This window comes from Streptomyces sp. NBC_00078 (assembly GCF_026343335.1).
In the GTDB taxonomy this organism is placed as follows: Bacteria; Actinomycetota; Actinomycetes; order Streptomycetales; family Streptomycetaceae; genus Streptomyces.
In genome coordinates this window covers 2,947,661-2,971,017 of sequence record NZ_JAPELX010000001.1, presented here as the reverse complement: position 1 = coordinate 2,971,017, position 23,357 = coordinate 2,947,661, and the positions used below count along the sequence as shown (strand labels likewise).

Sequence of the window (23,357 nt, the reverse complement as noted above, 5' to 3'; positions counted from 1 at the left end):
TCATGATTCGGTCGTCGACGGAACCGTGGCATCCCCACTCGTGGTCGGTTCCGTTGCAACGGTTTCGGTGGTGTCGTCCGCTCCCTCGGGATCGAGCAGGGCGCAGACGACCGTCAGCAGCTGGTCGACGTCCACCGGCTTCGGTACGTAGTCGTTCGCGCCCCGCGCGATGGACTTCTCGCGGTCTCCGGGCATCGCCTTCGCGGTGAGGGCGACGATCGGCAGGCCCGTCCAGCGGGGGGCACGGCGGATGGCGGCGATGGTCTCGTAGCCGTCCATCTCCGGCATCATGATGTCCATCAGGACGAGTTCGACGTCCGGGTTGCGCTCCAGCGTCTCGATGCCCTCGCGGCCGTTCTCCGCGTACAGGACCGGCATGCCGACGCGGCCGAGGACATGAGTGAGGGCGAAGACGTTGCGGATGTCGTCGTCCACGATCAACACCCGCCGCCCGGGCAGTACCTGACCCGCGCGGCCGGCCTTCCACGCCTCCAGTTTGGTGGGCGTCGGCCAGGAGTCGTCCACGTCGTGTGTCGCGGTGTACGGCTCCGCCGACAGCTGTTCGGGCGCCGGCGCCGCGCGGTCCTCGGGAACCGGTCCGTTCGCCGGGTGGCCGGGGCTGACGACGGGGACGTACAGCGTGAACGTGGACCCCGTGCCGGGCTCGCTCTCGGCGACGATACGGCCGCCGAGCAGGCCCGAGATCTCCCGGCTGATGGACAGACCGAGGCCCGTGCCCCCGTACTTGCGGTTGGTGGTGCCGTCGGCCTGCTGGAACGCCTCGAAGATCACCGGGAGTTTCTCGGCCGCGATGCCGATGCCGGTGTCGGAGACGGCGAAGGCGATCACGTCGTCCCCCTCGTGGACGTGGAGGTGCTCGGGGTCCTTGATCCTGTTCACCCGCAGCTCGACCCGGCCCGTCGCGGTGAACTTGATCGCGTTGGACAGCAGATTGCGCAGGATCTGCTGCAGCCGCTGCTCGTCCGAGTACATCTCCCGCGGTACGTCCTCACCGACCGCGACCTCGAAGGCGAGCCCGCGGTCGAGGGTGAGCGGGCGGAAGGTGGCGTGCACGTAGTCCAGCAGCTTTATGAGCGGCAGCTTCTTCGGGCGTACGTCCATCCGGCCGGCCTCGATCTTCGACAGGTCCAGGATGTCGTTGATCAGCTGCAGCAGGTCGGAGCCGGAGCGGTGGATGGTCGCCGCGAACTGCACCTCCTGGTCGGTGAGATGACCGTCGGGGTTGTCGGACAGGAGGCGGGCCAGGATCAGCAGGGAGTTGAGCGGGGTGCGCAGCTCGTGCGACATGTTCGCCAGGAACTCCGACTTGTACTGGGAGCTGGTGGCCAGCAGGGCGGCCTTCTCCTCCAGTTCGGCGTTCGAGCGCTGCAACTCCGCCTGTTGCTTCTGGAGTTCGTCCGACCGCTCCTGGAGCTGCATGGCCAGCCGCTGGGACTCGCCGAGCAGGGACTCCGTACGCGAGTTGGCGATGATCGTGTTGATGGCGACGGCGATGGTGTTGACGAACTGGTCGAAGAACGCGAGATGCACGTCGGAGAAGCGGGAGAAGGACGCCAGCTCGATCACCCCGAGGAGCTTGTCCTCGAAGAGGATCGGGATGATGACGACACTCGCCGGGGCCGCCTCGCCGAGCCCGCTGTTGATCTTGATGTAGTCCGGCGGGGCCTCCTCGACGAGGATCCGTTTCTTCTCGCGGGCCGCCTGCCGGACCAGGCCGTGCACCGGCAGACCGCCGGTCTCGACCGTCGCGCCCTGCGCCGAGCCGTACCCGGCGATGAACGCGAGCCCCTTCGTGGGAACGGTGGTGCGCAGCGAGGCGCTGTCCTCGCCCGGGTCGGCCAGGAAGAACGCGCCGTACTGGGCGTTCACCAGCGGTGTCAGCTCCCGCAGCAGCAGGTCTGCGACCTCCATCAGGTCGCGGTGGCCCTGCATCAGTGCGGCCAGCCGGGCCAGGTTGGACTCCAGCCAGTCCTTCGCGCGGGTGGTCTCGCGGAGGTTGGCCACCATCAGGTTGATGTTGTCCTTCAGCTCGGTGACCTCGCCCTGGGTCTCCACCGTGATCGACCGGGACATGTCGCCCTGGGCCACGGCGGAGGCGACCTCGGCGATCGCGCGGACCTGGGTGGTGAGGTTCAGAGCGAGTTCGTTCACGTTCGTCGTCAGGCGCTTCCAGGTGCCGTAGACGCCCTCGACCCTTGCCTGGCCGCCGAGTTGGCCTTCGGAGCCGACCTCGCGGGCCACCCGGGTGACCTCCGAGGAGAAGGACGACAGCGTGTCGACCATCGTGTTGATGGCGGTCTTCAGCTCCAGGATCTCGCCGCGCGCGTCCACGTCGATCTTCTTGGAGAGGTCGCCGTTGGCGACGGCCGTGGTGACCTGGGCGATGTTGCGGACCTGCGAAGTCAGGTTGTCCGCCATGTAGTTGACGTTGTCGGTCAGGTCCCGCCACACGCCGGAGACCCCGAGCACCTGGGCACGGCCGCCCAGCCGCCCGTCGGTGCCGACCTCGCGGGCCACCCGGGTGACCTCGTCGGCGAAGGCGCGCAGCTGCTCCACCATCGTGTTGACGGTGTCCTTCAGCTCCAGGATCTCGCCGCGCGCGTCGACGGTGATCTTCTTGGAGAGGTCGCCGTTGGCGACGGCCGTGGTGACCTGGGCGATGTTGCGGACCTGCGAAGTCAGGTTCAGCGCCATGAAGTTGACGTTGTCGGTGAGGTCCTTCCAGACGCCCGACACGCCCCGCACCTGCGCCTGGCCGCCGAGGTTTCCCTCGGTGCCGACCTCGCGGGCGACGCGGGTGACCTCGTCGGCGAAGGCGGAGAGCTGGTCGACCATCGTGTTGATGGTGGACTTCAGCTCCAGGATCTCGCCCTTCGCCTCGACGGTGATCTTCTTGCCGAGGTCGCCCTGCGCCACGGCGGTCGACACGAGGGCGATGTTGCGGACCTGCGAAGTCAGGTTGTCCGCCATGAAGTTGACGTTGTCGGTGAGGTCCTTCCAGACGCCGGAGACGCCCCGCACCTGGGCACGGCCGCCGAGGTTTCCCTCGGTGCCGACCTCGCGGGCGACGCGGGTGACCTCGTCGGCGAAGGCGGAGAGCTGGTCGACCATCGTGTTGATGGTGGACTTCAGCTCCAGGATCTCGCCCTGCGCGTCGACAGTGATCTTCTGGCTCAGGTCGCCGTTCGCGACGGCCGTCGTCACCTGGGCGATGTTGCGGACCTGCGAAGTCAGGTTCGAGGCCATGAAGTTGACGTTGTCGGTGAGGTCCTTCCAGACCCCGCTGACACCGCGCACCTGGGCCCGACCGCCCAACTGGCCCTCGGTGCCGACCTCGCGGGCCACCCGGGTGACCTCGTCGGCGAAGGCGGACAGCTGGTCGACCATCGTGTTCACGGTCAGCTTCAGTTCGAGCAGCTCACCGGTCGCCTCGACGGTGACCGTACGGGTCAGGTCACCGCGGGCCACCGCCGTCGTCACCAGGGCGATGTCACGCACCTGGGCGGTCAGCCGGGACGCCATCGTGTTGACCGCCTCGGTCACGTCCCGCCAACTGCCCGACAGACCGGTCACCTTGGCCCGCCCGCCCAGCCGGCCCTCCGTGCCCACCTCGCGCGCGACCCGGGTCACCTCTCCCGTGAACAGCGACAACTGGTCGACCATCTTGTTCACGGCGCGGCCCAGCCGCCGCAGATCACCTCGTAACTGCCGGCTGCCGTCGTGCAGGTCGACCCGCTGGGTCAGATCGCCGCCGGCCACCGCGTCCAGCACCCGCGTCGCGTTGGCCGCCGGGGCCACCAGGGCGTCCAGGATCTGGTTCACGTCGTTGACCCGGGACGTCCAGGCGCCCTGTCCGGGGCTTGCCGAGACCCGCTCGTCGAGCCGGCCGTGGCGCACCAACTCCCGCTTCACGCGCTGCACTTCGCCGTTGAAGTGAGTGCTGCGGTCCATGATCTGGTTGAAGGCGGCCGTCAGCTCCGCCACCATCCCGTGGCCCGTCTCCGGAACCTTCGTGAAATCGCCGTCCCGGGCCGCCGCCATCGCGGCGAGCAGCGGACGCAGCTCCGATGCACGGATTTGTTCCGGTTTTTGACCGTCTTCGAGCACACGCGTAGCACTGTTCTCACTCATGGCGGCCCACTTCGGTAACTCGACGCTTATGGGCGAGGTCAGTCTGTCACTCTGTCGGCATCGACTGAGGCGTATTCGTCCGAACCGTTCGGGGAGCTGTCCATGGGGGCCATTCCGACGCAACGGGAGACCGCTTCCTGTGCCTGCGGTGCGCCTGAGCATCGGCATCCGACCGCACACGGGAGTGCGGATCCACGTGCGCAGATGAACACGACGCTGCCCGGCAGCCCCCTCGCGCCGGGCTCCGCCCGCGCGCTCGTGCGGGCCGCCGTCGCCGACTGGACCGAGTCCCGCCTGCCCGGCACCGAGCACCTCACCGACCGTCTCGCCGACGACGCCGTGCTCGTCGTCAGCGAACTCGTCACCAACGCGGTCGTGCATGCGGGCACCGAGGTCGAGGTGGAGTGCCGTCTGGAGGGGGCGGCCGGAGCACTCGTCGTGGAGGTCTCCGACCACCACCCCTCCCGCGCGCCCCGCGACTCGGCGGCCGAAGTCCCGTACGAGACACCGGAGTACGGCCGCGGACTGCGCCTCGTCGCCTCGCTCGCCGAGTCCTGGGGCGTCACCTTCCGCAGGGGCGCCAAGACGGTGTGGGCGCGGCTGCCCGCGGAGGGACGCCCTGCCGCGGGCGAACCGGAGGCGTACCCCGGCCGGCACGCCCTGGAACGCGGCCTGCGCGCCGCCCAGGTGCTGGCCCCCGACCCGCAGCGCGCCGAGCGTGACCGGGACTGGCTCGACCGAGGCTCCCTGTCGTTCCTCGCCGAGGCCTCCGACCTGCTCGCCGGGCAGCTCGACGAGAACCTGGTCGCCGCGCTCGCAGGCCAGCTGATCGTGCCGCGGCTCGCCGACTGGTGCGCGGTGTGGCTGGAGGACGAGGCCACGGGTCGCGGTGGCGGCTGGGGGGCCGACGGCACCGCGGGGGCCGGGCCCCGGCTCGCGCGCGTCTGGCACGGCAGCGAGAACCGCATCGAGGAGCTGCGCCGGGCCCTGGAGAAGGACCCGCCGCACCCCGGCGAGACCCTGAGGTCGGGGCCGGTCTCCCACTCCTGGCCCGGCGAGGCACTCGGGGTGCGGGACGAGCACGGTACGGCGCTGGCGTACCGCCTGATCGCGGGCGGCCGCCCGCTCGGCACACTCGTCATCGGCCGTGCCGGACTGCTGCGCTTCCCCGACGAGATCACCGGCCTGGTCGAGGACCTCAGCCGCCGGGTGGCGCTCGCCGTGGGCGCCGCCCGCCAGTACGCCCGCCAGGCCACCATCAGCCAGGTCCTGCAGCGCGGGCTGCTGCCCGCCGCCGTCGCCGAGATCCCCGGGGTGCGCAGCGCGCTCGTCTACGAGCCGTGCGACAAGGGCGGCCCGAGCGGCGACTTCTACGACCTGTTCCCGGCCGGCGACGGCCGCTGGTGCTTCGCCGTCGGCGACGTACAGGGCAAGGGCCCCGAGGCCGCCGTGGTCATCGGTCTGGCCCGCCCCTGGCTGCGCCTCCTGGCGCGCGAGGGCTACCGCGTCGCCGACGTCCTCGACCGCCTCAACCGCCTCCTCCTGGACGACGCGACGGAGGCCGCCGACGCAGCCGCCCGGGCCCTCGTACGGCCGGCCGCCCCCGGCGACGGCCCGCAGACCCGCTTCCTCTCCCTCCTCTACGGCGAACTGGCCCCCTTCGACGGCGGTATCCGCTGCACCGTCGCCTCCGCCGGCCATCCGCTCCCGCTGCTCCTCGGCCTCGACGGGGACGTCCGCACGGTGGCCCGCCCGCAGACCCTCCTCGGCGTCGTCGACGACGAGACGTACACCAGTGAGACCTTCGAGCTGCGCCGCGGCGACAGCCTCCTGTGCGTCACGGACGGTGTGACCGAGCGCCGCTCCGGCTCCGACATGTTCGACGACGCCGACGGCCTCGCGGCCGCCCTCGCCGGGTGCGCCGGGCTCAGTGCCGAACTGATCGCGGAGCGCATCCGGCGGCTGGTGCACGAGTTCGGCGGACGACCGCCGGAGGACGACCTGGCGCTGCTGGTGCTGCAGGCGGAGTGAGCGGCGACCAGTCCCCGCCGACGTGCTGGACAATGGAAGGCATGCCTTCCGCACTCCCCGACGGCGAGCCGGTCCCCGCCGACGGCGCCCTCCCCGTGTCCGCCCTCGCCGGGTCGGCCGACCGCCCCCTCGGCTTCTACCTGCACGTCCCGTACTGCGCGACCCGCTGCGGCTACTGCGACTTCAACACCTACACGGCCACCGAGCTGCGCGGCACGGGCGGCGTCCTCGCCTCCCGCGACAACTACGCGGACACCCTCATCGACGAGATCCGCCTGGCCCGCAAGGTCCTGGGCGACGACCCGCGCCCGGTCCGCACGGTCTTCGTGGGCGGCGGCACGCCCACGCTGCTGGCCGCGGACGATCTCGTACGGATGCTGCACGCGATCCGCGACGAGTTCGGGCTGGCGGCCGACGCGGAGGTCACCACGGAGGCGAACCCGGAGTCGGTGGATCGGGCCTATCTGGCCACACTCCGCCGGGGCGGCTTCAACCGGATCTCCTTCGGCATGCAGAGCGCGAAGCAGCACGTGCTGCGCGTGCTGGACCGCACCCACACGCCGGGCCGCCCCGAGGCGTGCGTGGCGGAGGCCCGCGCGGCCGGCTTCGACCACGTCAACCTTGACCTGATCTACGGCACACCGGGGGAGTCCGACGACGACTGGCGGGCCTCCCTGGAGGCGGCGCTGGGTGCGGGCCCGGACCACATCAGCGCCTATGCGTTGATCGTCGAGGAGGGCACGCAACTCGCCCGCCGGATCCGCCGGGGCGAGGTCCCGATGACGGACGACGACGTCCACGCGGACCGCTACCTGATCGCGGACGAGGTGATGTCGGCGGCGGGCTTCGACTGGTACGAGGTCTCCAACTGGGCCACCTCCGAGGCGGGCCGCTGCCTGCACAACGAGCTGTACTGGCGGGGTGCCGACTGGTGGGGCGCGGGCCCCGGGGCGCACTCGCACGTGGGCGGGGTGCGCTGGTGGAATGTCAAGCATCCGGGGGCGTACGCGGCGGCGTTGGCGGCGGGACACTCGCCGGGCGCCGGACGCGAGCTCCTGTCGGACGAGGACCGGCGGGTGGAACGGATCCTGCTGGAGCTGCGGCTTCGGGAGGGGGTGCCGCTGGATCTGCTGCGGGAGGAAGGGCTGGCGGCTTCTCGGCGGGCGCTGGGGGAAGGGCTGCTGGAGGGCGGGCCGTATGAGGAGGGGCGGGCGGTGCTGACACTGCGGGGGCGGTTGCTGGCGGATGCGGTGGTCAGGGACTTGGTCGACTGATCACCCTGGCGGGTGAATCGGTGCGGAACGTCGGTTCGGTCCCTAACCTGATTCGTAGGCCGCTGCCGTAACTGACGGTGGCGGAAACCGGAGGGCTGCGGAGATGACCGCTGTGGACGACCGACCGATGACCACCGGCATCGTGAAGATCTTCGAGAACCTCGAGGTTCCCGACGGCTTCAAAGTCGAGCTCCTCCGGGGGGAAATTGTGATGATGGCGGGGCCAGACGTGGCCCACAACGACATTGTCGAGGCGGTTCAGGACCAGATCCCCCGGCGGCACTGGCGTCGACTCCAGACCCAGGACATCGCCATCCTTGAGGAAACCAGCGAGCCGCAGCCTGACCTTGTGGTGCTTGAACGAGGTGCCGGACCCGGTCACGGAAGGCTGATGCCGTCCGAAGTCATCACCTTGCTGGTAGAGGTCGCCTCGAAGACGAGCGTGACGCGAGACTACGGAGTGAAGCGTTCGATCTACGCGGCTGCAAAGATCCCCGCCTACATCATCATCGACCCCATCATGGCCCAATCCGTACTTCTCACTGAGCCGGTGGGGCATGGAGAGGACGCGGACTACCGGCGCCAGCGCATCACGAAGTTCGGCGATCCCACGCCGCTGGAGCCCCTCGGTATCGAACTGGACACCAGCGAATTCGCAACGTACGAGAAGGTCAGGCCCCACCGCTACCCGTGACGAAGTCGATCAGCTCCTCCACCCGCCCCAGCAGCTCCGGCTCCAGGTCCTTGTAGGACCCCACCCGCTTCAGGATCGCCTGCCACACCGCGCCGGTGTTCTCCGACGGCCAGCCCAGCGCCCGGCACACCCCCGTCTTCCAGTCCTGCCCGTGCGGGACGCGCGGCCACGCCTCGATGCCCACCGAAGCCGGCTTCACCGCCTCCCAGATGTCGATGTACGGGTGCCCGACCACGAGTGCGTGCTCGCTCGTCACCGACTGCGCGATCCGCCACTCCTTGGTGCCGGGGACCAGGTGGTCCACCAGCACCCCCAGCCGCGCGTCCGGCCCCGGCGCGAACTCGGCCACGATCGACGGCAGGTCGTCCACGCCCTCCAGGTACTCCACGACCACACCCTCGACGCGCAGGTCGTCACCCCAGACCTTCTCCACCAGCTCGGCGTCGTGCCGGCCCTCCACGTAGATCCGCCCGGCGCGGGCCACGCGCGCGCGTGCGCCGGGGACGGCGACCGAACCGGATGCCGTGCGGGTGGGCCGTACCGGAGCCGACGAGGACGGGCGGACAAGCGTCACCACCCTGCCCTCCAGCAGAAAGCCCCGCGGCTCCATCGGGAACACCCGGTGCTTGCCGAAGCGGTCCTCCAGGGTCACCGTGCCCGCCTCGCAGCGGATCACCGCGCCGCAGAAACCGGTGCCGGGTTCCTCGACCACCAGACCGGGCTCGGCCGCGACCTCCGGGACGGGCTTGGGCTTCTTCCACGGCGGGGTCAGATCGGCGGAGTACTGGCGCATTCGGATGACGATAGGAGAAGCCGCCGGGCGGCGGTCACGACACGCCGAAACGCGCGGCCAGCCCGTCGCGCTGTGCCCGCACGAACCCCGCGTCGACCACCGCTCCGTGACCGGGCACATACAGCGCGTCCGCGCCGCCCAGGTCCAGAAGCCGGTCGAGGGCGGCCGGCCAGTGCGACGGTACGGCGTCGGAGCCCGCCTGGGGCTCACCGGACTCCTCGACCAGATCGCCGCAGAACACGACCTCCGGGGAGCCGGGGACCAGGACGGCGAGGTCGTGCGCCGTGTGACCCGGGCCCACGTTCGCCAGCAGGACCTGCCGCCCGCCGCCCAGGTCGAGGGTCCACTCGCCGGAGACGTGATGCCGGGGCGCGACCAGGGCGTCCACCGCCTCCTCGGCCACCCGTGCGTCCAGACCGTTGCCCACCGCGTCCGCCCGCAGCTCCTCGCGCGCGTGCCGTGCGCCGAACACCGTGTCCATGCCCACCGCGCCGTACACCTCCGCACCCGCGAACGCCGCCGCCCCGAAGACATGGTCGAAGTGAGGATGCGTGAGCGCGAGATGAGTCACACGATGACCGGTGAGTTCCTGCGCCTCTGTACGCAACCGCACGCCCTCCGCGAGGCTCGCCCCGGCGTCGATCACCAGCGCCGTACCCGCCCCGACGACCAGCCCAGCCGTGCAGTCCCAGCCCGGAAGACGGCACCGCCCCACCCCGGCCGCCACCCGCTCCCACCCCAGCTCTTCCCAAGTCACCGTCATACGGCGACGCTAGCCGTACGACCCCGCCGACGGGGGCCGACCTTGCCCTGGGTGTACCCCACAGCCGTACACTGGGCCGGGGAACGCTGGCACTCGGACGGACAGAGTGCCAGGCGAGGTGCCTAGGGGACGACTTCTGGAGGTGTGCGCGGTGCTGAGCGAACGACGGCTTCAGGTGCTGCGCGCCATCGTCCAGGACTACGTCGGCACCGAGGAGCCGGTCGGGTCGAAGGCACTCACCGAGCGGCACAACCTCGGCGTGTCCCCGGCGACGGTGCGTAACGACATGGCGGCCCTGGAGGACGAGGGGTTCATCGCCCAGCCGCACACCAGCGCCGGACGGATCCCCACCGACAAGGGGTACCGGCTGTTCGTCGACAAGCTCGCCGGCGTCAAGCCGATGTCGGCGCCCGAGCGGCGGGCCATCCAGAACTTCCTCGACGGCGCCGTAGATCTTGATGACGTGGTGGCGCGGACGGTTCGGCTGCTGGCCCAGCTCACGCGGCAGGTGGCGGTCGTCCAGTACCCGTCGCTGACCCGCTCGACCGTGCGGCACGTGGAGCTGCTGTCGCTCGCCCCCGCGCGCGTGATGCTCGTGCTGATCACGGACACCGGCCGGGTCGAACAGCGGATGGTCGACTGCCCGGCACCCTTCGGCGAGGCCTCCCTCGCCGACCTGCGGGCCCGGCTCAACAGCCGGGTCGCGGGGCGCCGGTTCACGGACGTGCCCCGGCTCGTGGAAGACCTGCCGGAAGGCTTCGATGCCGAGGACCGGGGTACGGTCTCGACAGTGCTCTCCACACTTCTGGAGACACTGGTCGAGGAGAACGAGGAACGGCTGATGATCGGCGGCACCGCCAATCTGACCCGTTTCGGACATGACTTCCCCCTCACCATCCGCCCCGTCCTGGAGGCGCTTGAGGAGCAGGTCGTGCTCCTCAAGTTGCTTGGCGAGGCGGGGGATTCGGGCATGACGGTGCGCATCGGGCACGAGAACGCCTATGAGGGACTCAACTCCACTTCGGTGGTGTCGGTCGGCTACGGTTCGGGCAACGAGGCGGTCGCCAAGCTCGGCGTGGTCGGACCGACTCGCATGGATTACCCGGGAACGATGGGAGCGGTACGCGCAGTGGCACGGTACGTCGGACAGATCCTGGCGGAGTCGTAAGTGGCCACGGACTACTACGCCGTTCTCGGCGTGCGCCGCGACGCGTCGCAGGAAGAGATCAAGAAGGCCTTCCGGCGGCTCGCGCGCGAGCTGCACCCGGACGTCAATCCGGACCCGAAGACCCAGGAGCGGTTCAAGGAGATCAACGCCGCCTACGAGGTGTTGTCGGACCCGCAGAAGAAGCAGGTCTACGACCTCGGCGGCGACCCGCTCTCGCAGGCCGGCGGTGGTGCCGGCGGCTTCGGCGCGGGCGGCTTCGGGAACTTCTCGGACATCATGGACGCGTTCTTCGGTACGGCGTCGCAGCGGGGTCCGCGGTCGCGTACGCGCCGGGGCCAGGACGCGATGATCCGGCTGGAGATCGACCTCGACGAGGCCGCCTTCGGCACGACGAAGGACATCCAGGTCGACACGGCGATCGTCTGCTCCACCTGTAACGGTGAGGGTGCGGCGCCCGGCACGACCGCTCAGACGTGTGACATGTGCCGCGGCCGCGGCGAGGTGTCGCAGGTGACCCGGTCCTTCCTGGGCCAGGTCATGACGTCCCGCCCGTGCCCGCAGTGCCAGGGCTTCGGCACCGTCGTACCCACGCCGTGCCCGGAGTGCGCCGGCGACGGCCGGGTCCGCTCGCGTCGCACGCTCACGGTCAAGATCCCGGCCGGTGTCGACAACGGCACCCGCATCCAGCTCGCGGGCGAGGGCGAGGTCGGCCCCGGTGGCGGCCCCGCCGGTGACCTCTACGTCGAGATCCACGAGCTGCCGCACTCGACCTTCCAGCGGCGCGGTGACGACCTGCACTGCACGGTCACCATCCCGATGACGGCCGCGTCCCTCGGCACCAAGGTCCCGCTGGAGACGCTGGACGGCATGGAGGAGGTCGACATCCGGCCCGGCACCCAGTCCGGCCAGTCGATCCCGCTGCACGGCCGCGGTGTCACGCACCTGCGCGGCGGCGGCCGCGGCGACCTCATCGTCCACGTCGAGGTCCAGACCCCGAGCAAGCTGGACCCGGAACAGGAGCGCCTCCTGCGTGAGCTGGCCAAGCTGCGCGGCGAGGAGCGTCCGGTGGGGCAGTTCCAGCCGGGGCAGCAGGGGTTGTTCTCGCGGCTGAAGGACGCGTTCAACGGCCGCTGACGTGAGCTGTGGGACGGCTGCCGGGGGTCCGGGGGTCGTCCCCCGGGTGGGCACAGTCAGCCGGGGCAGCAGGGGCTCTTCTCGCGGCTCAAGGATGCGTTCAACGGGCGCTGAGGTGGTGCTGGGGGCTCCGCCCCCGGACCCCCCGTTGGGCCCTGAGCGGGCCTCGTCCCGGGTGCCGAGCGGGCTGGAAGTGCCGACCGGCATCGGGACGTGCCGTAGGCCTATGCCTGCCGGAAGGCCGGATTCGGACTTGTTCGGAGGACGTGACAACATGCCGTCATGTCCTCCGCGCTGACCGATCTCTTTCCTCATCCGATCGTGCAGGCCCCCATGGCGGGCGGCGTCTCCGTGCCCCATCTCGCAGCGGCCGTGGCCGAGGCCGGCGGGCTCGGGTTCCTCGCAGCCGGGTACAAGACGACCGACGGCATGTACCAGGAGATCAAGCAGCTGCGCAGCCTCACGAGCCGCCCCTTCGGCGTGAACGTCTTCCTGCCGCAGCCGGAGTACGCCGACCCCGGAGCCATCGAGATCTACGCCCACCAGCTGGCCGGCGAGGCCTCCTGGTACGAGACCGAACTCGGTGACCCGGACAGCGGCCGCGACGACGGCTTCGAGCCCAAGCTCGCCGTGCTGCTCGACAACCCCGTGCCGGTCGTGTCCTTCCACTTCGGCGTCCCGAGCCGCGCGGTGATCGACTCCCTGCACCGTGCCGGCACGTTCACCCTGGCCACCGCGACCACCGCGGAGGAGGCCCTCGCGGTGGAGCGGTCCGGCGCCGACGCGGTGATCGCGCAGGGCGTGGAGGCCGGCGGCCACCAGGGCACGCACCGCGACATCCCGGAGAACGACGGCTCCGGCATCGGCCTGCTCTCCCTCGTCGCGCAGATCCGCGAGACCGTGAGCATCCCGATCGTCGCCGCCGGCGGCATCATGCGCGGCGGCCAGATCGCCGCGGTACTGGCGGCGGGCGCGAGCGCGGCCCAGCTCGGCACGGCGTTCCTCGCCACGCCCGAGTCCGGCGCAAGCGCCGTACACAAGCAGGCCCTGACCAACCCCCTTTTCGTCCGTACGGAGTTGACGCGCGCGTTCTCCGGCCGCCCCGCCCGCGGCCTGGTCAACCGCTTCCTGCACGAGCACGGCCCGTACGCCCCCGCCGCCTACCCGGAGGTCCACCACCTCACCGCGCCGCTGCGCAAGAAGGCCGCCGCCTCCGGCGACGCGCAGGGCATGGCGCTGTGGGCGGGACAGGGCCACCGCATGGCGCGCGAACTCCCGGCCGGGCAGCTGGTGGAGGTCCTCGCCGCCGAACTCGATGCCGCCAGGACAGCGTTGTCGGCCAAGGGGGACCTGCGATGACCGCGCCGGTGTTCGTGGTCGACTCCCTGGAGGGCGTGGGCGCCGGGGCGATCGTCGAACTGGACGGCCCCGAGGGGCGGCACGCGGTCTCCGTACGGCGGCTGCAACCCGGAGAGGACGTGGTCCTCACGGACGGGCTGGGGCGTGGCGCCGCCGGTACGGTCGTGCGGACCGAGGGCAAGGACCGGCTGTTCGTCGAGCCCACCGAGTTCCCCCGCGAGCCCGACCCCGCACCCCGCATCACCGTCGTCCAGGCCCTCCCCAAGGGCGACCGCGGTGAGGTGGCCGTCGAGACGATGACCGAGACCGGCGTCGACGCCATCGTCCCCTGGTCGGCCGCCCGCTGCATCACCCAGTGGAAGGGCGACCGGGGCCTGAAGGCACTCGCCAAATGGCGTGCCACGGCCCGCGAGGCCGGCAAGCAGTCGCGCCGGCTGCGCTTCCCGGAGGTCGCGAACGCGGCAACGACCAAGCAGGTTGCGGCACTTCTCGCCAAAGCCGACTTCGCCGCGGTCCTGCACGAGGACCGCGACTACCGAAGCGAGCCGCTGGCGACCGCCGAGCTCCCCTCCGCGGGCGAGATCGTGCTGGTCGTGGGCCCCGAAGGGGGCGTCTGCGAGCAGGAGTTGGCGCTCTTCGAAGAGGCCGGCGCGAAGGCGTACCGGCTGGGGCGTAGCGTGCTGCGTACATCGACCGCGGGCACCGCGGCGACGGCCCTGCTCCTCGGCCGCACCGGCCGCTGGTCCTGACGACACCGAGGGAACATCGTGGAACTCGCCCAAGTCCGGCTCCTCGTCAGTGACTTCGCCGCCTGCTACCGCTTCTACGCCGAGGTCCTCGGCCTCAAGCCGCAGTCGGGCGCGGCCGGGGGGCCGTACGAGAAGTTCAGCCCGGCCACCGGCTCGGCCGGCATCGCCCTCCAGGACCGTTCGATGATGGCCGAGGTGCTGGACGAACTGGGCGACACGGCAACGGGCCACCGCTCCCTGGTGGTTCTGCGCGTCGACGACCTCGACACCTACTGCGAGCAGATCGCGGCCCGGGGCGCCGGCCTCGTCCACGGCCCCGCCCCCATGACGGACCGCATGCGCGTGGCCCACCTCAAGGACCCCGAGGGCAATGTGGTGGAGCTGCAGGAGTGGCTGCTGCTGCGGGTCTGACCGCAGCGCGCGCGGGCGCTTTCGTGACCGTATGCGCTCTACCGCGGAAGCGGGCGCGGTGGCAGGCTGCCGTCCATGGGGGCATTGAGGCGGATCTGGCGGCGGCCGCGAGGACGGCGGGTGGCGGCCGCGGCAGTGCTGGTGATGACGGCCGTCGGCGGAGCCGTGGCGTGCGACCCGGGCGGGCTGAACTCCGCGGCCGTCGCCTACACGACCGATCAGACCGCGACCAAGGAACTGGAGCGGCAGAAGGTCGATGTGCAGTGGCTCAGCTGCACGGCCAACTACGGGGACAACAAGGCCTCCACGGGCAAGGCGGCACCCTCGGCGAGCGAGACCACCGTCGCCGACGTCGACTGCCAGGGGCAGACCAAGGACAGACGGGAGATCACCGTCACCGGCAAGGTCACCCGCGCCGTCAGCGGCGCCTGCGTGCGCGGCGACCTCACGGCCAAGGTGGGCGGCAAGCAGTGGTTCCACGTCAGTGGCCTCGGCAACTGCAACGCCACCCCGTCGCCCATCCTCAACAACCCCTCGCGCGGACAGCAGCCCGGGGCCACCGTCACCGTGACCGTCACCAAGACCATCTGGTGCAAGGGCGATCCGCAGTGCTGGCCCGTCCAGGGCAAGTGATCCGAACCTCTGTCGGCGGATGCCGCGCCTGCCTAAAGTGATCAGGTGACCCAGCCCGTGTCGAAGGCATCCCCGGTATCCGCCGCGTATCTCCGATTTCCGCATGTGCACGGCGAGTTGGTGACCTTCGTCGCCGAGGACGACGTATGGCTCGCTCCTCTGGACGGCGGCCGCGCCTGGCGGGCCAGCGCCGACAACGTACCGGTCAGCCACCCGCGCATCTCGCCCGACGGCACCACCGTCGCCTGGACCTCCACCCGCGACGGCGCCCCCGAGGTGCACGCGGCCCCGGTCGAGGGCGGTCCCGCCACCCGCCTGACGTACTGGGGGAGCGGGCGCACCCAGGTCCGCGGCTGGACCCCCGACGGACAGGTCCTCGCGATCAGCACGTACGGCCAGGCGAGCCTGCGCCGCAGCTGGGCCCGCGCGGTCCCGCTGGACGGCGGCCCCGCCACCACACTGCCCCACGGCCCCGTCGGCGACGTGGCGTTCGGCCCGTCCACCGTCCTGCTGTCCGCGCCGATGGGGCGCGAGGCCGCCTGGTGGAAGCGGTACCGGGGCGGTACGGCCGGCAAGTTGTGGATCGACCGGGCCCCTGACGGTGCGGACGGAGCCGGGGAGTTCGTACGGCTGCACGAGGACCTGGACGGGAACCTGGAGAGCCCCGTCTGGGCCGGGGACCGTATCGCCTTCCTCTCCGACCACGAGGGCGTCGGCGCCGTCTACTCCTCCCTCGCCGACGGGTCCGGCCTGCGCCGGCACACCCCGGTCTCGGGCTTCTACGCCCGTCATCTCGCCGGCGACGGCAGCCGGCTCGTGTACACCAGCGCCGGCGAGCTGTGGATCCTCGACGACCTCGACGGCGCCGAGCCGCGCCGGCTCGACGTCCGGCTCGGCGGACCGCGGGCCGACCTGCAGCCGTTCACCGTGAACGCCTCCCACTGGTTCGGTTCCGCCCACCCCGACCACACCGCCCGCGGCAGCGCGGTCGCCGTGCGCGGCTGCGTCCACTGGGTCACCCACCGCGCCGGCCCCGCCCGCGCCCTCGCCGCCGAACCCGGCGTACGTGCCCGGCTGCCGCGCACCTTCCGCGCCGACGGCGAGGAACTCGTCGTCTGGGTGACCGACGCGGAGGGCGACGACGCCCTGGAGTTCGCCCCCGCGACCGGCACCGCCCACGGCGCCACCCCGCGCCGGCTGGCCGCCGGACAGCTCGGCCGGGTCCTCGACCTCGCCGTCGCGCCCGACGGCAGCCGCGTCGCCGTCGCCGCGCACGACGGGCGGGTGCTGCTCGTCGAGCGGGACAGCGGCGAGGTCCGCGAGGTCGACCGCGCCGCCGACGGGAACGTCTCGGGCCTGGTCTTCTCACCCGACTCCGGCTGGCTCGCCTGGTCCCACCCCGGTCCGCGCCCGCTGCGCCAGCTCCGCCTCGCCAACACCACCGACCTGTCGGTCACCGAGGCGACCCCGCTGCGCTTCAGGGACTACTCGCCGACCTTCACCCTCGACGGCAAGCACCTGGCCTTCCTCTCCGCACGCTCCTTCGACCCGGTCTACGACGAGCACGTCTTCGACCTGGCCTTCGTCGGCGGCTCCCGCCCGCACCTGATCACCCTGTCCGCGACCACCCCGTCCCCGTTCGGCCCGCAGCGCCACGGCCGCCCCTTCGAGGCACCGGACAAGGACGAGACCCCGGACAGCGAGGGCACCCCCAACACCCGTATCGACCTCGAAGGGCTCGCCGACCGGATCGTGCCCTTCCCGGTCGAGGCCGCCCGCTACTCCACCCTGCGCGCCGCCAAGGACGGTGTGCTGTGGCTGCGCCACCCGGTGCGCGGAGTCCTCGGTGCCTCCCGGGCCACCCCGGACGACCCCGACCCGGGGAGCGCGCTGGAACGGTACGACCTGGCCCAGCAGCGCATCGAGCACCTGGCCTCCGACGCCGACCACCTCGCCGTCAGCGGCGACGGCAAGCGCGTCCTGCTGTGGACCGACGGCAAGCTCAAGGTCGTCCCGAGCGACCGGCGCGCCTCGAACGACGACGACAGCGACACCAACATCACCGTCGACCTCGGCCGGGTCCGCCAGAGCGTCGACCCGGCCGCCGAGTGGCGGCAGATGTACGACGAGACCGGCCGCCTCATGCGGGACAACTTCTGGCGCCCGGACCTCGGAGGCGTCGACTGGGACGGCGTCCTCGACCGCTACCGCCCCATCCTCGACCGCATCGCCACCCACGACGACCTCGTGGACCTCCTGTGGGAGGTGCAGGGCGAACTCGGCACCTCGCACGCCTACGTCACCTCGCGCGGCGGCCACGGCGGCAGCGAGCGGCAGGGCCTCCTCGGCGCCGACATCTCCCGTCACGAGGACGGCAGTTGGCGCATCGACCGGGTGCTGCCCGCGGAAACGTCCGACCCCGACGCCCGCTCCCCGCTGGCCGCGCCGGGTGTCGCGGTGCGCGCCGGGGACGCGATCGTCGCGGTCGCCGGACGCCCGGTCGACCCGGTGACCGGCCCGGGCCCCCTCCTGGTCGGCACGGCGGGCAAGCCGGTCGAACTGACCGTCCTGCCCTCCGGCGGCGGCGACCCGCGGCACCCGGTCGTCGTCCCCGTCGCCGACGAGGAGCCGCTTCGCTACCACGCCTGGGTCACCGACCGCCGCGCCTACGTCCACGAGCGGTCCGGCGGCCGGCTCGGCTACCTCCACGTCCCCGACATGCAGGCCCCCGGCTGGGCGCAGATCCACCGGGACCTGCGCGTCGAGGTCGCCCGTGAGGGCCTGGTGGTCGACGTCCGGGAGAACCGCGGCGGCCACACCTCCCAGCTGGTCGTCGAGAAGCTGGCCCGGAAGATCGTCGGCTGGGACGTGCCGCGCGGAGTACGGCCCTACAGCTACCCGGAGGACGCGCCCCGCGGCCCTGTCGTCGCCGTCGCCAACGAGTTCTCCGGCTCCGACGGCGACATCGTCAACGCGGCCATCAAGGCCCTCGGTATCGGCCCGGTCGTCGGCACCCGCACCTGGGGCGGCGTCATCGGTATCGACAGCCGCTACCGCCTGGTCGACGGCACGCTGGTGACCCAGCCCAAGTACGCGTTCTGGCTGGAGGGTTACGAGTGGGGCGTGGAGAACCACGGAGTGGACCCGGACGTGGAGGTCGTCCAGCGCCCTCAGGACTACGCGGCGGGCCTCGACACCCAGCTGGACGAGGCGATCAGGCTGGCGCTGGAGGCCCTGGAGCAGCGGCCCGCCAAGACCCCGCCGGCCCTGCCGGCTCTGCCGGACTGAAAGGGGCGCGGGGCCGTATCGATCCGCGACGATAGAGTTGCCCCGTAATTCGATCAATCCGCTGTTCAGGAGGACACATGGCTGGGGAGCCGCAGGACGACTGCCTGTTCTGCAAAATCGTCGCAGGCCACGTCCCCGCGACGATCGTCCGCGAGACGGACACCACCGTCGCCTTCAGGGACATCAACCCGCAGGCCCCCACCCACATCCTGATCATCCCCAAGGTCCACTACGAGAACGCCGCGTCCCTGGCAAGCGCCGAACCGGCCATCGCCGCCGACATACTCCGCGAGGCGCAGCACATCGCCGACGAGGAAAAGCTCGAAAGCTACCGCACCGTCTTCAACACCGGTGCCGGCGCCGGCCAGACCGTCTTCCACACCCACGCCCACCTCCTCGGCGGGCGCGGCCTCCAGTGGCCCCCCGGTTAGCAACCCGCCGTGTCCGTCCGTGAATTGGTGGTCCTCGGCACCGCCAGCCAGGTCCCGACCCGGCACCGCAACCACAACGGCTACGTGCTGCGCTGGGACGGCGAGGGCATCCTCTTCGACCCCGGCGAGGGCACCCAGCGCCAGATGCTGCGCGCCGGGGTCGCCGCGCACGACCTGAACCGGATCTGTGTCACGCACTTCCACGGGGACCACTCGCTGGGCCTCGCGGGCGTCATCCAGCGCATCAACCTGGACCGGGTGCCGCACGAGATCACCGCGCACTACCCGCGCTCCGGGCAGCACTTCTTCGACCGCCTGCGGCACGCCACCGCCTACCGGGAGACGGTTCAGCTCACCCAGGTGCCGGTCGACAGCGACGGCACCCTGGCCGGCACGGCCGCGTACACCCTCGAAGCCCGCCGGCTCTCGCACCCCGTCGAGTCCTACGGCTACCGGCTGATCGAACCCGACGGCCGCCGCATGCTGCCCGACCGGCTCGCCGCGCACGGCGTCAGGGGTCCGGACATCGGCCGCATCCAGCGGGAGGGCGCCATCGACGGCGTGTCCCTGGAGGACGTCAGCGAGGTGCGCCGCGGGCAGCGGTTCGCGTTCGTCATGGACACCCGCCTGTGCGACGGCGTGCACGCGCTCGCCGAGGGCTGCGACATGCTCGTCATCGAGTCGACCTTCCTCGACGAGGACATCGACCTCGCGGCCGACCACGGCCACCTCACCGCGGGCCAGGCGGCCGCAGTCGCCCGCGCGGCGGGCGTACGGCATCTGGTGCTCACGCACTTCAGCCAGCGCTACACGGACCCCGAAGAGTTCGAGCGGCAGGCGCGGGCGGCCGGCTTCGAGGGAGAGCTGACCGTCGCCCACGACCTCCTGCGGGTGCCGGTTCCGAAACGCCGGTAAGGCGCCCGTACGATGCTGCGATGCCCCTCCCCAAAGCTGAACTGCACCTGCACATCGAAGGCACCCTGGAGCCGGAGCTGGCTTTCGAGCTGGCCGCCCGCAACGGCGTCGAGCTGCCGTACGCCGACGAGGACGAGCTGCGCAAGGCGTACGACTTCGAGGACCTCCAGTCCTTCCTGAACCTGTACTACGAGCTCATGGCCGTCCTGCGCACCGAGCAGGACTTCGAGGACCTCGCGAACGCCTACCTCGCCCGCGCCGCCGCGCAGGGCGTACGGCACGCGGAGATCTTCTTCGACCCGCAGGCGCACCTCGCGCGCGGAGTCGGCGTGGGCACGGTGGTGGAAGGCCTGTGGCGGGCGCTGGGGCACAGCGAGGCGAACCACTCCGTCTCCACCAGGCTCATCCTCTGCTTCCTGCGCGACGAGTCCGCCGAGTCGGCCCTCGCGACCCTGGAGGCCGCGAAGCCGTACCTGGACCGGATCACCGGGATCGGCCTCGACTCCGCCGAGGTCGGGCACCCGCCGGTGAAGTTCCGGGAGGTGTACGAGGCGGCCGCCGCGCTCGGTCTGCGCCGTGTCGCCCACGCGGGGGAGGAGGGCCCGCCGGAGTACATCACCGAGGCCCTGGACGTCCTGGGCGTCGAGCGCGTCGACCACGGACTGCGGTGCATGGAGGACCCGGCGCTGGTCGCCCGCCTGGTCCGCGACCGCATCCCGCTGACCCTGTGCCCGCTCTCCAACGTCCGCCTGCGCACGGTCGGCACACTCGCCGACCACCCGCTCCCCGCGATGCTCGACGCCGGCCTGCTCTGCACGGTCAACTCCGACGACCCCGCCTACTTCGGCGGCTACGCGGGCGACAACTTCGACGCCGTGCACACGACCCTGGAACTCTCACAGGACCGCCTGCGCGAACTGGCCCGCAACTCCTTCCTCGCATCCTTCCTGGAGGACGACGAGAACCGCCGCGCACGGTACCTCTCCGAGGTGGAGGCATACGAGTTCTAGGCAGGTTGCGGTATCGCCGCAGCTTCATCGGGGCCGGGCCCCGTCAGGGCCGCGAGGAACTGCGCGCTCAGCTCCCGCCGGGCGGCAGGCTGATGGGGGCTGTGCCCCGTCTGGGGCGCGGGGAACTGCGCGCTCAGCTCCCGCCGGGCGGCAGGTTCATGGGGGCTGTGCCCCGTCTGGGGCGCGGGGAACTGCGCGACCAGCCCCCACCGGGCCGCAGGTTCATCGGGTCCGGGCCCTGTCAGGGGCGCGGGGAACTGCGCGACCCGCCCCCACCGGGCCGCACCTTCATCACCGCACGCCCAGCGGAGCGCTACGCCGCGGTGGTGTCGTAGGCCCGCCCCGCAGGTGTCTCCACCGGGATCTCGACGACCGGAAGGTGACGCCTGCCGACGCCCATGGCGACCGCCGTCATCGGGACCGCGATCACCAGCAGGCCGACGGCCAGGATCGCCCCCATGGCCGGGAATCCGGCCTGCGCGGACAGCACGCTGCCGGCCAGCGGCCCCACCGCCGTGCCCAGCGACGAGGCCGAGCCGACCAGCACCGCCCACCGCCCCCGCGGGTCGAGCGAGGCGGCGAGGCCGATCACGTACGACAGGACGATCGGGTAGAGCGTGTTCCAGGCGATCTCGCCGCTCGCGAAGGTCGTCAGGTCGTGCGCGCAGGCGCTGAGCACGATGCAGCCGGCGATGAGCACCGTGCCCGCCCCGACGGGCAGCGCCAGCCCGAGCCGCGGCCCGAGCACCCCGCCGCGACGACCCCGAGCAGCCCGGTGCCGAGTGCGACGGCGAAGACCGCACCGACCGTGGCCTCGGACAGATGCGCCTGCGCGAGACCGATCCGGCCACTCACGCCCCAGAGGGAGTTCTGGACGAGGGACCAGCACAGGAGGGCGGCGGCCAGGGTCAGGCCGGCCCGGCGGTGGGGGAGCGGCGGCGCCTCGCGCCGGGACTGCGGGCTGCCGTACGCAAGGGCAGACGGCCCGTCAGGGGCCATACGGCGAGCGCGGTGACGGCGATCGCGGCGAGAGGCTGTCCATGGCCCGCGCCCAGGTGGGGGACCGTCAGATACACGGCGCCCGCGAGCGCGGAGACGCCGAGCAGGCCGACCGTGGTCGTCCGGTGCGGGTCCTGCTGGGCGGCGATCCCGGTGGCGGCCACCGTCGTCGCCGTACCGGACCCGAAACCGCCCGCCAGGGCGCCCGCGACGACGGCCGTGACGGAGCTGCTGAGCGCGGCGCCGCCGTAGCCGAGGACCGCGAGCGTCAGGCCGATGCGGGCCAGGGTGCGGGGGCCGACGCGGTCGACGCGTGAGGCGAGCAGAAAGCCGGCCGCGGCCGAACTCAGCAGCAGCGCGCTGCCGACGGCGCCCGCCTGGGTGGCGGAGAGCGGAAGCCCCGTATCCAGCCGTCCGACGGTGGTCGGCAGCAGATACGGAGCGAGGTACCCGGACGTGAAAAGGGCGACGAGGGGCCAGGGGGTGGTGCGAGGGCTGAACACGGGCGTTCCCAGGGCATGCGAAAGAGACGGCTCAGAAGGGGGATTGGGCGACGACCGTCGACGGACAGGAACGCGCGAGCAAGTTGTATCAAGCACGTGGTTCCGGAAAGAAGTGGGGGCGGTGTGATGTGGAGCACTTCGTGTTTCGGGTGGGGAAGGCCGGGTAGACGAGCGGCCCACAGCCGTGGGCGTACCCGCTAACGCCAGTGCGCGGCCCCGCCCGCCGAAGGCGCCGTCGCCTCGGCCTTCGCCCTGATCTCCCGCATCACGGCGACGATCCGCTCCTCGTGCTCCGGGGTCAGCCGGGCCACCGGCACCGAGCAGCTGACGGCGTCCAGAGCGGGAGTGTCGTAGCGCAGCGCGAAGCCGAAGCCGACGATTCCGGTCACGGCTTCCTCGCGGTCGACCGAGTACCCCCGCGCCCGCACCTCGGCGAGGTCTGCCGCCAGTGACTCCCGGCTGGTGTGCGTGTTCGGCGTCAGTGCCTCGTACGGCTCCTCGGGCAGCTCCTCGGTGCCCCGTTCGGCCAGCAGTGCCTTGCCCAGCGCGCCGACGTGGGCGGGCAGCCGGCGCCCCACCCGGCTGATCGTCCGCAGGTACTCGTGCGACTCCCGGGTCGCGAGGTACGCGACGTCCCGGCCGTCCAGCCGCCCCATGTGGATCGTCTCGCCGAGCGCCTCCGACGCCTCGTTGAGATACGGCCGTACGACCCGTACGCGTGGGTCGGAGTCGAGGTAGCTGGTGCCGGTGAGCAGGGCGTGGATGCCGATGCCGTACAGCGACCCGGTGATGTCCGTGCGGACCCAGCCCCTGCTGATCAGGGTCTGCAGCAGTGCGTACATCGAGCTGCGGGGCACGCCCAGCTCGTCCGCCAGTTCCTGCAGCCGTGCCGGACGGTCACCGCGCGAGGCGAGCAGCTCCAGCAGCTCCACCGTCCGCGCCGCGGACTTCACCTCGCGGACGCCCCCCGCGCCCCCTGTCTCCGACATGCGCCGATCGTAATCGGGGCGCCCGGCCCATTGACGGTCGCAGTTCGTGTATCTAATCTCC

At 71.6% G+C, this 23,357-nt stretch carries 17 protein-coding genes and 1 pseudogene; 13 read left to right on the top strand and 5 right to left on the bottom strand.

Annotated features, from left to right (window positions below; genetic code table 11):
* The gene (locus OOK07_RS13850) at positions 1–4,152 is read right to left on the bottom strand and encodes a HAMP domain-containing hybrid sensor histidine kinase/response regulator (protein WP_266796708.1); all 4,152 of its coding nucleotides are present in this window, start codon (positions 4,150–4,152) and stop codon (positions 1–3) included.
* Between the two features lie 102 nt (positions 4,153–4,254).
* Between OOK07_RS13850 and OOK07_RS13845 the strand changes: the two genes are divergently transcribed.
* From OOK07_RS13845 to OOK07_RS13835, 3 genes are all read left to right on the top strand, one after another.
* Positions 4,255–6,183, top strand: a complete 1,929-nt coding sequence (locus tag OOK07_RS13845; RefSeq protein ID WP_266796705.1) for an ATP-binding SpoIIE family protein phosphatase — start codon at positions 4,255–4,257, stop codon at positions 6,181–6,183.
* A 41-nt stretch (positions 6,184–6,224) separates the two neighbouring features.
* Positions 6,225–7,457 (top strand): radical SAM family heme chaperone HemW, encoded by a 1,233-nt coding sequence (hemW, locus tag OOK07_RS13840; protein WP_266796703.1) that lies wholly within the window; start codon positions 6,225–6,227, stop codon positions 7,455–7,457.
* 103 nt (positions 7,458–7,560) lie between these two features.
* Complete coding sequence (locus tag OOK07_RS13835; protein WP_266680239.1) at positions 7,561–8,151, top strand: Uma2 family endonuclease; 591 nt, start codon at positions 7,561–7,563, stop codon at positions 8,149–8,151.
* Here OOK07_RS13835 and OOK07_RS13830 read toward each other — a convergent pair.
* Positions 8,129–8,944, bottom strand: coding sequence for a DUF3097 domain-containing protein (locus OOK07_RS13830; protein WP_266680237.1), 816 nt, complete (start codon positions 8,942–8,944; stop codon positions 8,129–8,131). The genes OOK07_RS13835 and OOK07_RS13830 overlap by 23 nt on opposite strands.
* A 34-nt stretch (positions 8,945–8,978) precedes the next feature.
* Positions 8,979–9,707: an MBL fold metallo-hydrolase gene (locus OOK07_RS13825; protein ID WP_266680235.1), complete on the bottom strand. Its 729-nt coding sequence runs from the start codon at positions 9,705–9,707 to the stop codon at positions 8,979–8,981.
* Positions 9,708–9,858: 151 nt separating this feature from the next.
* Between OOK07_RS13825 and hrcA the strand changes: the two genes are divergently transcribed.
* The 10 genes from hrcA to OOK07_RS13775 all read left to right on the top strand — a co-directional run bounded on the left by hrcA (position 9,859) and on the right by OOK07_RS13775 (position 20,805).
* Positions 9,859–10,875, top strand: a complete 1,017-nt coding sequence (gene hrcA / locus OOK07_RS13820) for a heat-inducible transcriptional repressor HrcA (protein WP_266680233.1) — start codon at positions 9,859–9,861, stop codon at positions 10,873–10,875.
* Complete coding sequence (gene dnaJ / locus OOK07_RS13815) at positions 10,876–12,009, top strand: molecular chaperone DnaJ (protein WP_266680231.1); 1,134 nt, start codon at positions 10,876–10,878, stop codon at positions 12,007–12,009.
* 282 nt (positions 12,010–12,291) lie between these two features.
* On the top strand, positions 12,292–13,368 hold the full coding sequence (locus OOK07_RS13810; protein ID WP_266680229.1) for a nitronate monooxygenase: 1,077 nt from the start codon (positions 12,292–12,294) through the stop codon (positions 13,366–13,368).
* Positions 13,365–14,117, top strand: a complete 753-nt coding sequence (locus tag OOK07_RS13805; protein ID WP_266796697.1) for a 16S rRNA (uracil(1498)-N(3))-methyltransferase — start codon at positions 13,365–13,367, stop codon at positions 14,115–14,117. The genes OOK07_RS13810 and OOK07_RS13805 overlap by 4 nt, the downstream gene beginning before the upstream one ends.
* An 18-nt stretch (positions 14,118–14,135) precedes the next feature.
* Positions 14,136–14,528 carry a VOC family protein gene (locus OOK07_RS13800; protein ID WP_266796695.1) on the top strand — a complete coding sequence of 131 codons (393 nt, stop codon included), beginning with the start codon at positions 14,136–14,138 and terminating at the stop codon, positions 14,526–14,528.
* 75 nt (positions 14,529–14,603) lie between these two features.
* The gene (locus tag OOK07_RS13795; protein WP_266796693.1) at positions 14,604–15,161 is read left to right on the top strand and encodes a hypothetical protein; all 558 of its coding nucleotides are present in this window, start codon (positions 14,604–14,606) and stop codon (positions 15,159–15,161) included.
* A 45-nt stretch (positions 15,162–15,206) separates the two neighbouring features.
* Positions 15,207–18,449, top strand: coding sequence for a S41 family peptidase (locus OOK07_RS13790; protein ID WP_266796690.1), 3,243 nt, complete (start codon positions 15,207–15,209; stop codon positions 18,447–18,449).
* Positions 18,450–18,526: 77 nt separating this feature from the next.
* Entirely contained in the window at positions 18,527–18,880 is a 354-nt protein-coding gene (locus OOK07_RS13785) for a histidine triad nucleotide-binding protein (protein WP_266680219.1), read from the top strand.
* A 9-nt stretch (positions 18,881–18,889) separates the two neighbouring features.
* Positions 18,890–19,795, top strand: coding sequence for a ribonuclease Z (locus OOK07_RS13780; RefSeq protein ID WP_266680217.1), 906 nt, complete (start codon positions 18,890–18,892; stop codon positions 19,793–19,795).
* A gap of 20 nt (positions 19,796–19,815) precedes the next feature.
* Complete coding sequence (locus tag OOK07_RS13775) at positions 19,816–20,805, top strand: adenosine deaminase (protein ID WP_266680215.1); 990 nt, start codon at positions 19,816–19,818, stop codon at positions 20,803–20,805.
* Between the two features lie 313 nt (positions 20,806–21,118).
* On the opposite strand, the pseudogene OOK07_RS13770 reads toward OOK07_RS13775, so the two are convergent.
* Together OOK07_RS13770 and OOK07_RS13765 are read right to left on the bottom strand one after the other, a co-directional pair.
* Positions 21,119–22,307 (bottom strand): annotated as a pseudogene (locus tag OOK07_RS13770) (MFS transporter).
* 197 nt (positions 22,308–22,504) lie between these two features.
* Positions 22,505–23,296, bottom strand: a complete 792-nt coding sequence (locus tag OOK07_RS13765) for an IclR family transcriptional regulator (RefSeq protein ID WP_266796686.1) — start codon at positions 23,294–23,296, stop codon at positions 22,505–22,507.
* Positions 23,297–23,357 lie beyond the last annotated feature (61 nt).

Excerpts from the sequence above, each read along its gene's own strand:
- OOK07_RS13850 (WP_266796708.1), bottom strand. The coding sequence starts at position 4,152 with ATGAGTGAGAACAGTGCTACGCGTGTGCTCGAAGACGGTCAAAAACCG.
- OOK07_RS13845 (WP_266796705.1), top strand. The coding sequence starts at position 4,255 with ATGGGGGCCATTCCGACGCAACGGGAGACCGCTTCCTGTGCCTGCGGT.
- hemW (WP_266796703.1), top strand. The coding sequence starts at position 6,225 with ATGCCTTCCGCACTCCCCGACGGCGAGCCGGTCCCCGCCGACGGCGCC.
- OOK07_RS13835 (WP_266680239.1), top strand. The coding sequence starts at position 7,561 with ATGACCGCTGTGGACGACCGACCGATGACCACCGGCATCGTGAAGATC.
- OOK07_RS13830 (WP_266680237.1), bottom strand. The coding sequence starts at position 8,944 with ATGCGCCAGTACTCCGCCGATCTGACCCCGCCGTGGAAGAAGCCCAAG.
- OOK07_RS13825 (WP_266680235.1), bottom strand. The coding sequence starts at position 9,707 with ATGACGGTGACTTGGGAAGAGCTGGGGTGGGAGCGGGTGGCGGCCGGG.
- OOK07_RS13810 (WP_266680229.1), top strand. The coding sequence starts at position 12,292 with ATGTCCTCCGCGCTGACCGATCTCTTTCCTCATCCGATCGTGCAGGCC.
- OOK07_RS13805 (WP_266796697.1), top strand. The coding sequence starts at position 13,365 with ATGACCGCGCCGGTGTTCGTGGTCGACTCCCTGGAGGGCGTGGGCGCC.
- OOK07_RS13795 (WP_266796693.1), top strand. The coding sequence starts at position 14,604 with ATGGGGGCATTGAGGCGGATCTGGCGGCGGCCGCGAGGACGGCGGGTG.
- OOK07_RS13785 (WP_266680219.1), top strand. The coding sequence starts at position 18,527 with ATGGCTGGGGAGCCGCAGGACGACTGCCTGTTCTGCAAAATCGTCGCA.
- OOK07_RS13775 (WP_266680215.1), top strand. The coding sequence starts at position 19,816 with ATGCCCCTCCCCAAAGCTGAACTGCACCTGCACATCGAAGGCACCCTG.
- OOK07_RS13765 (WP_266796686.1), bottom strand. The coding sequence starts at position 23,296 with ATGTCGGAGACAGGGGGCGCGGGGGGCGTCCGCGAGGTGAAGTCCGCG.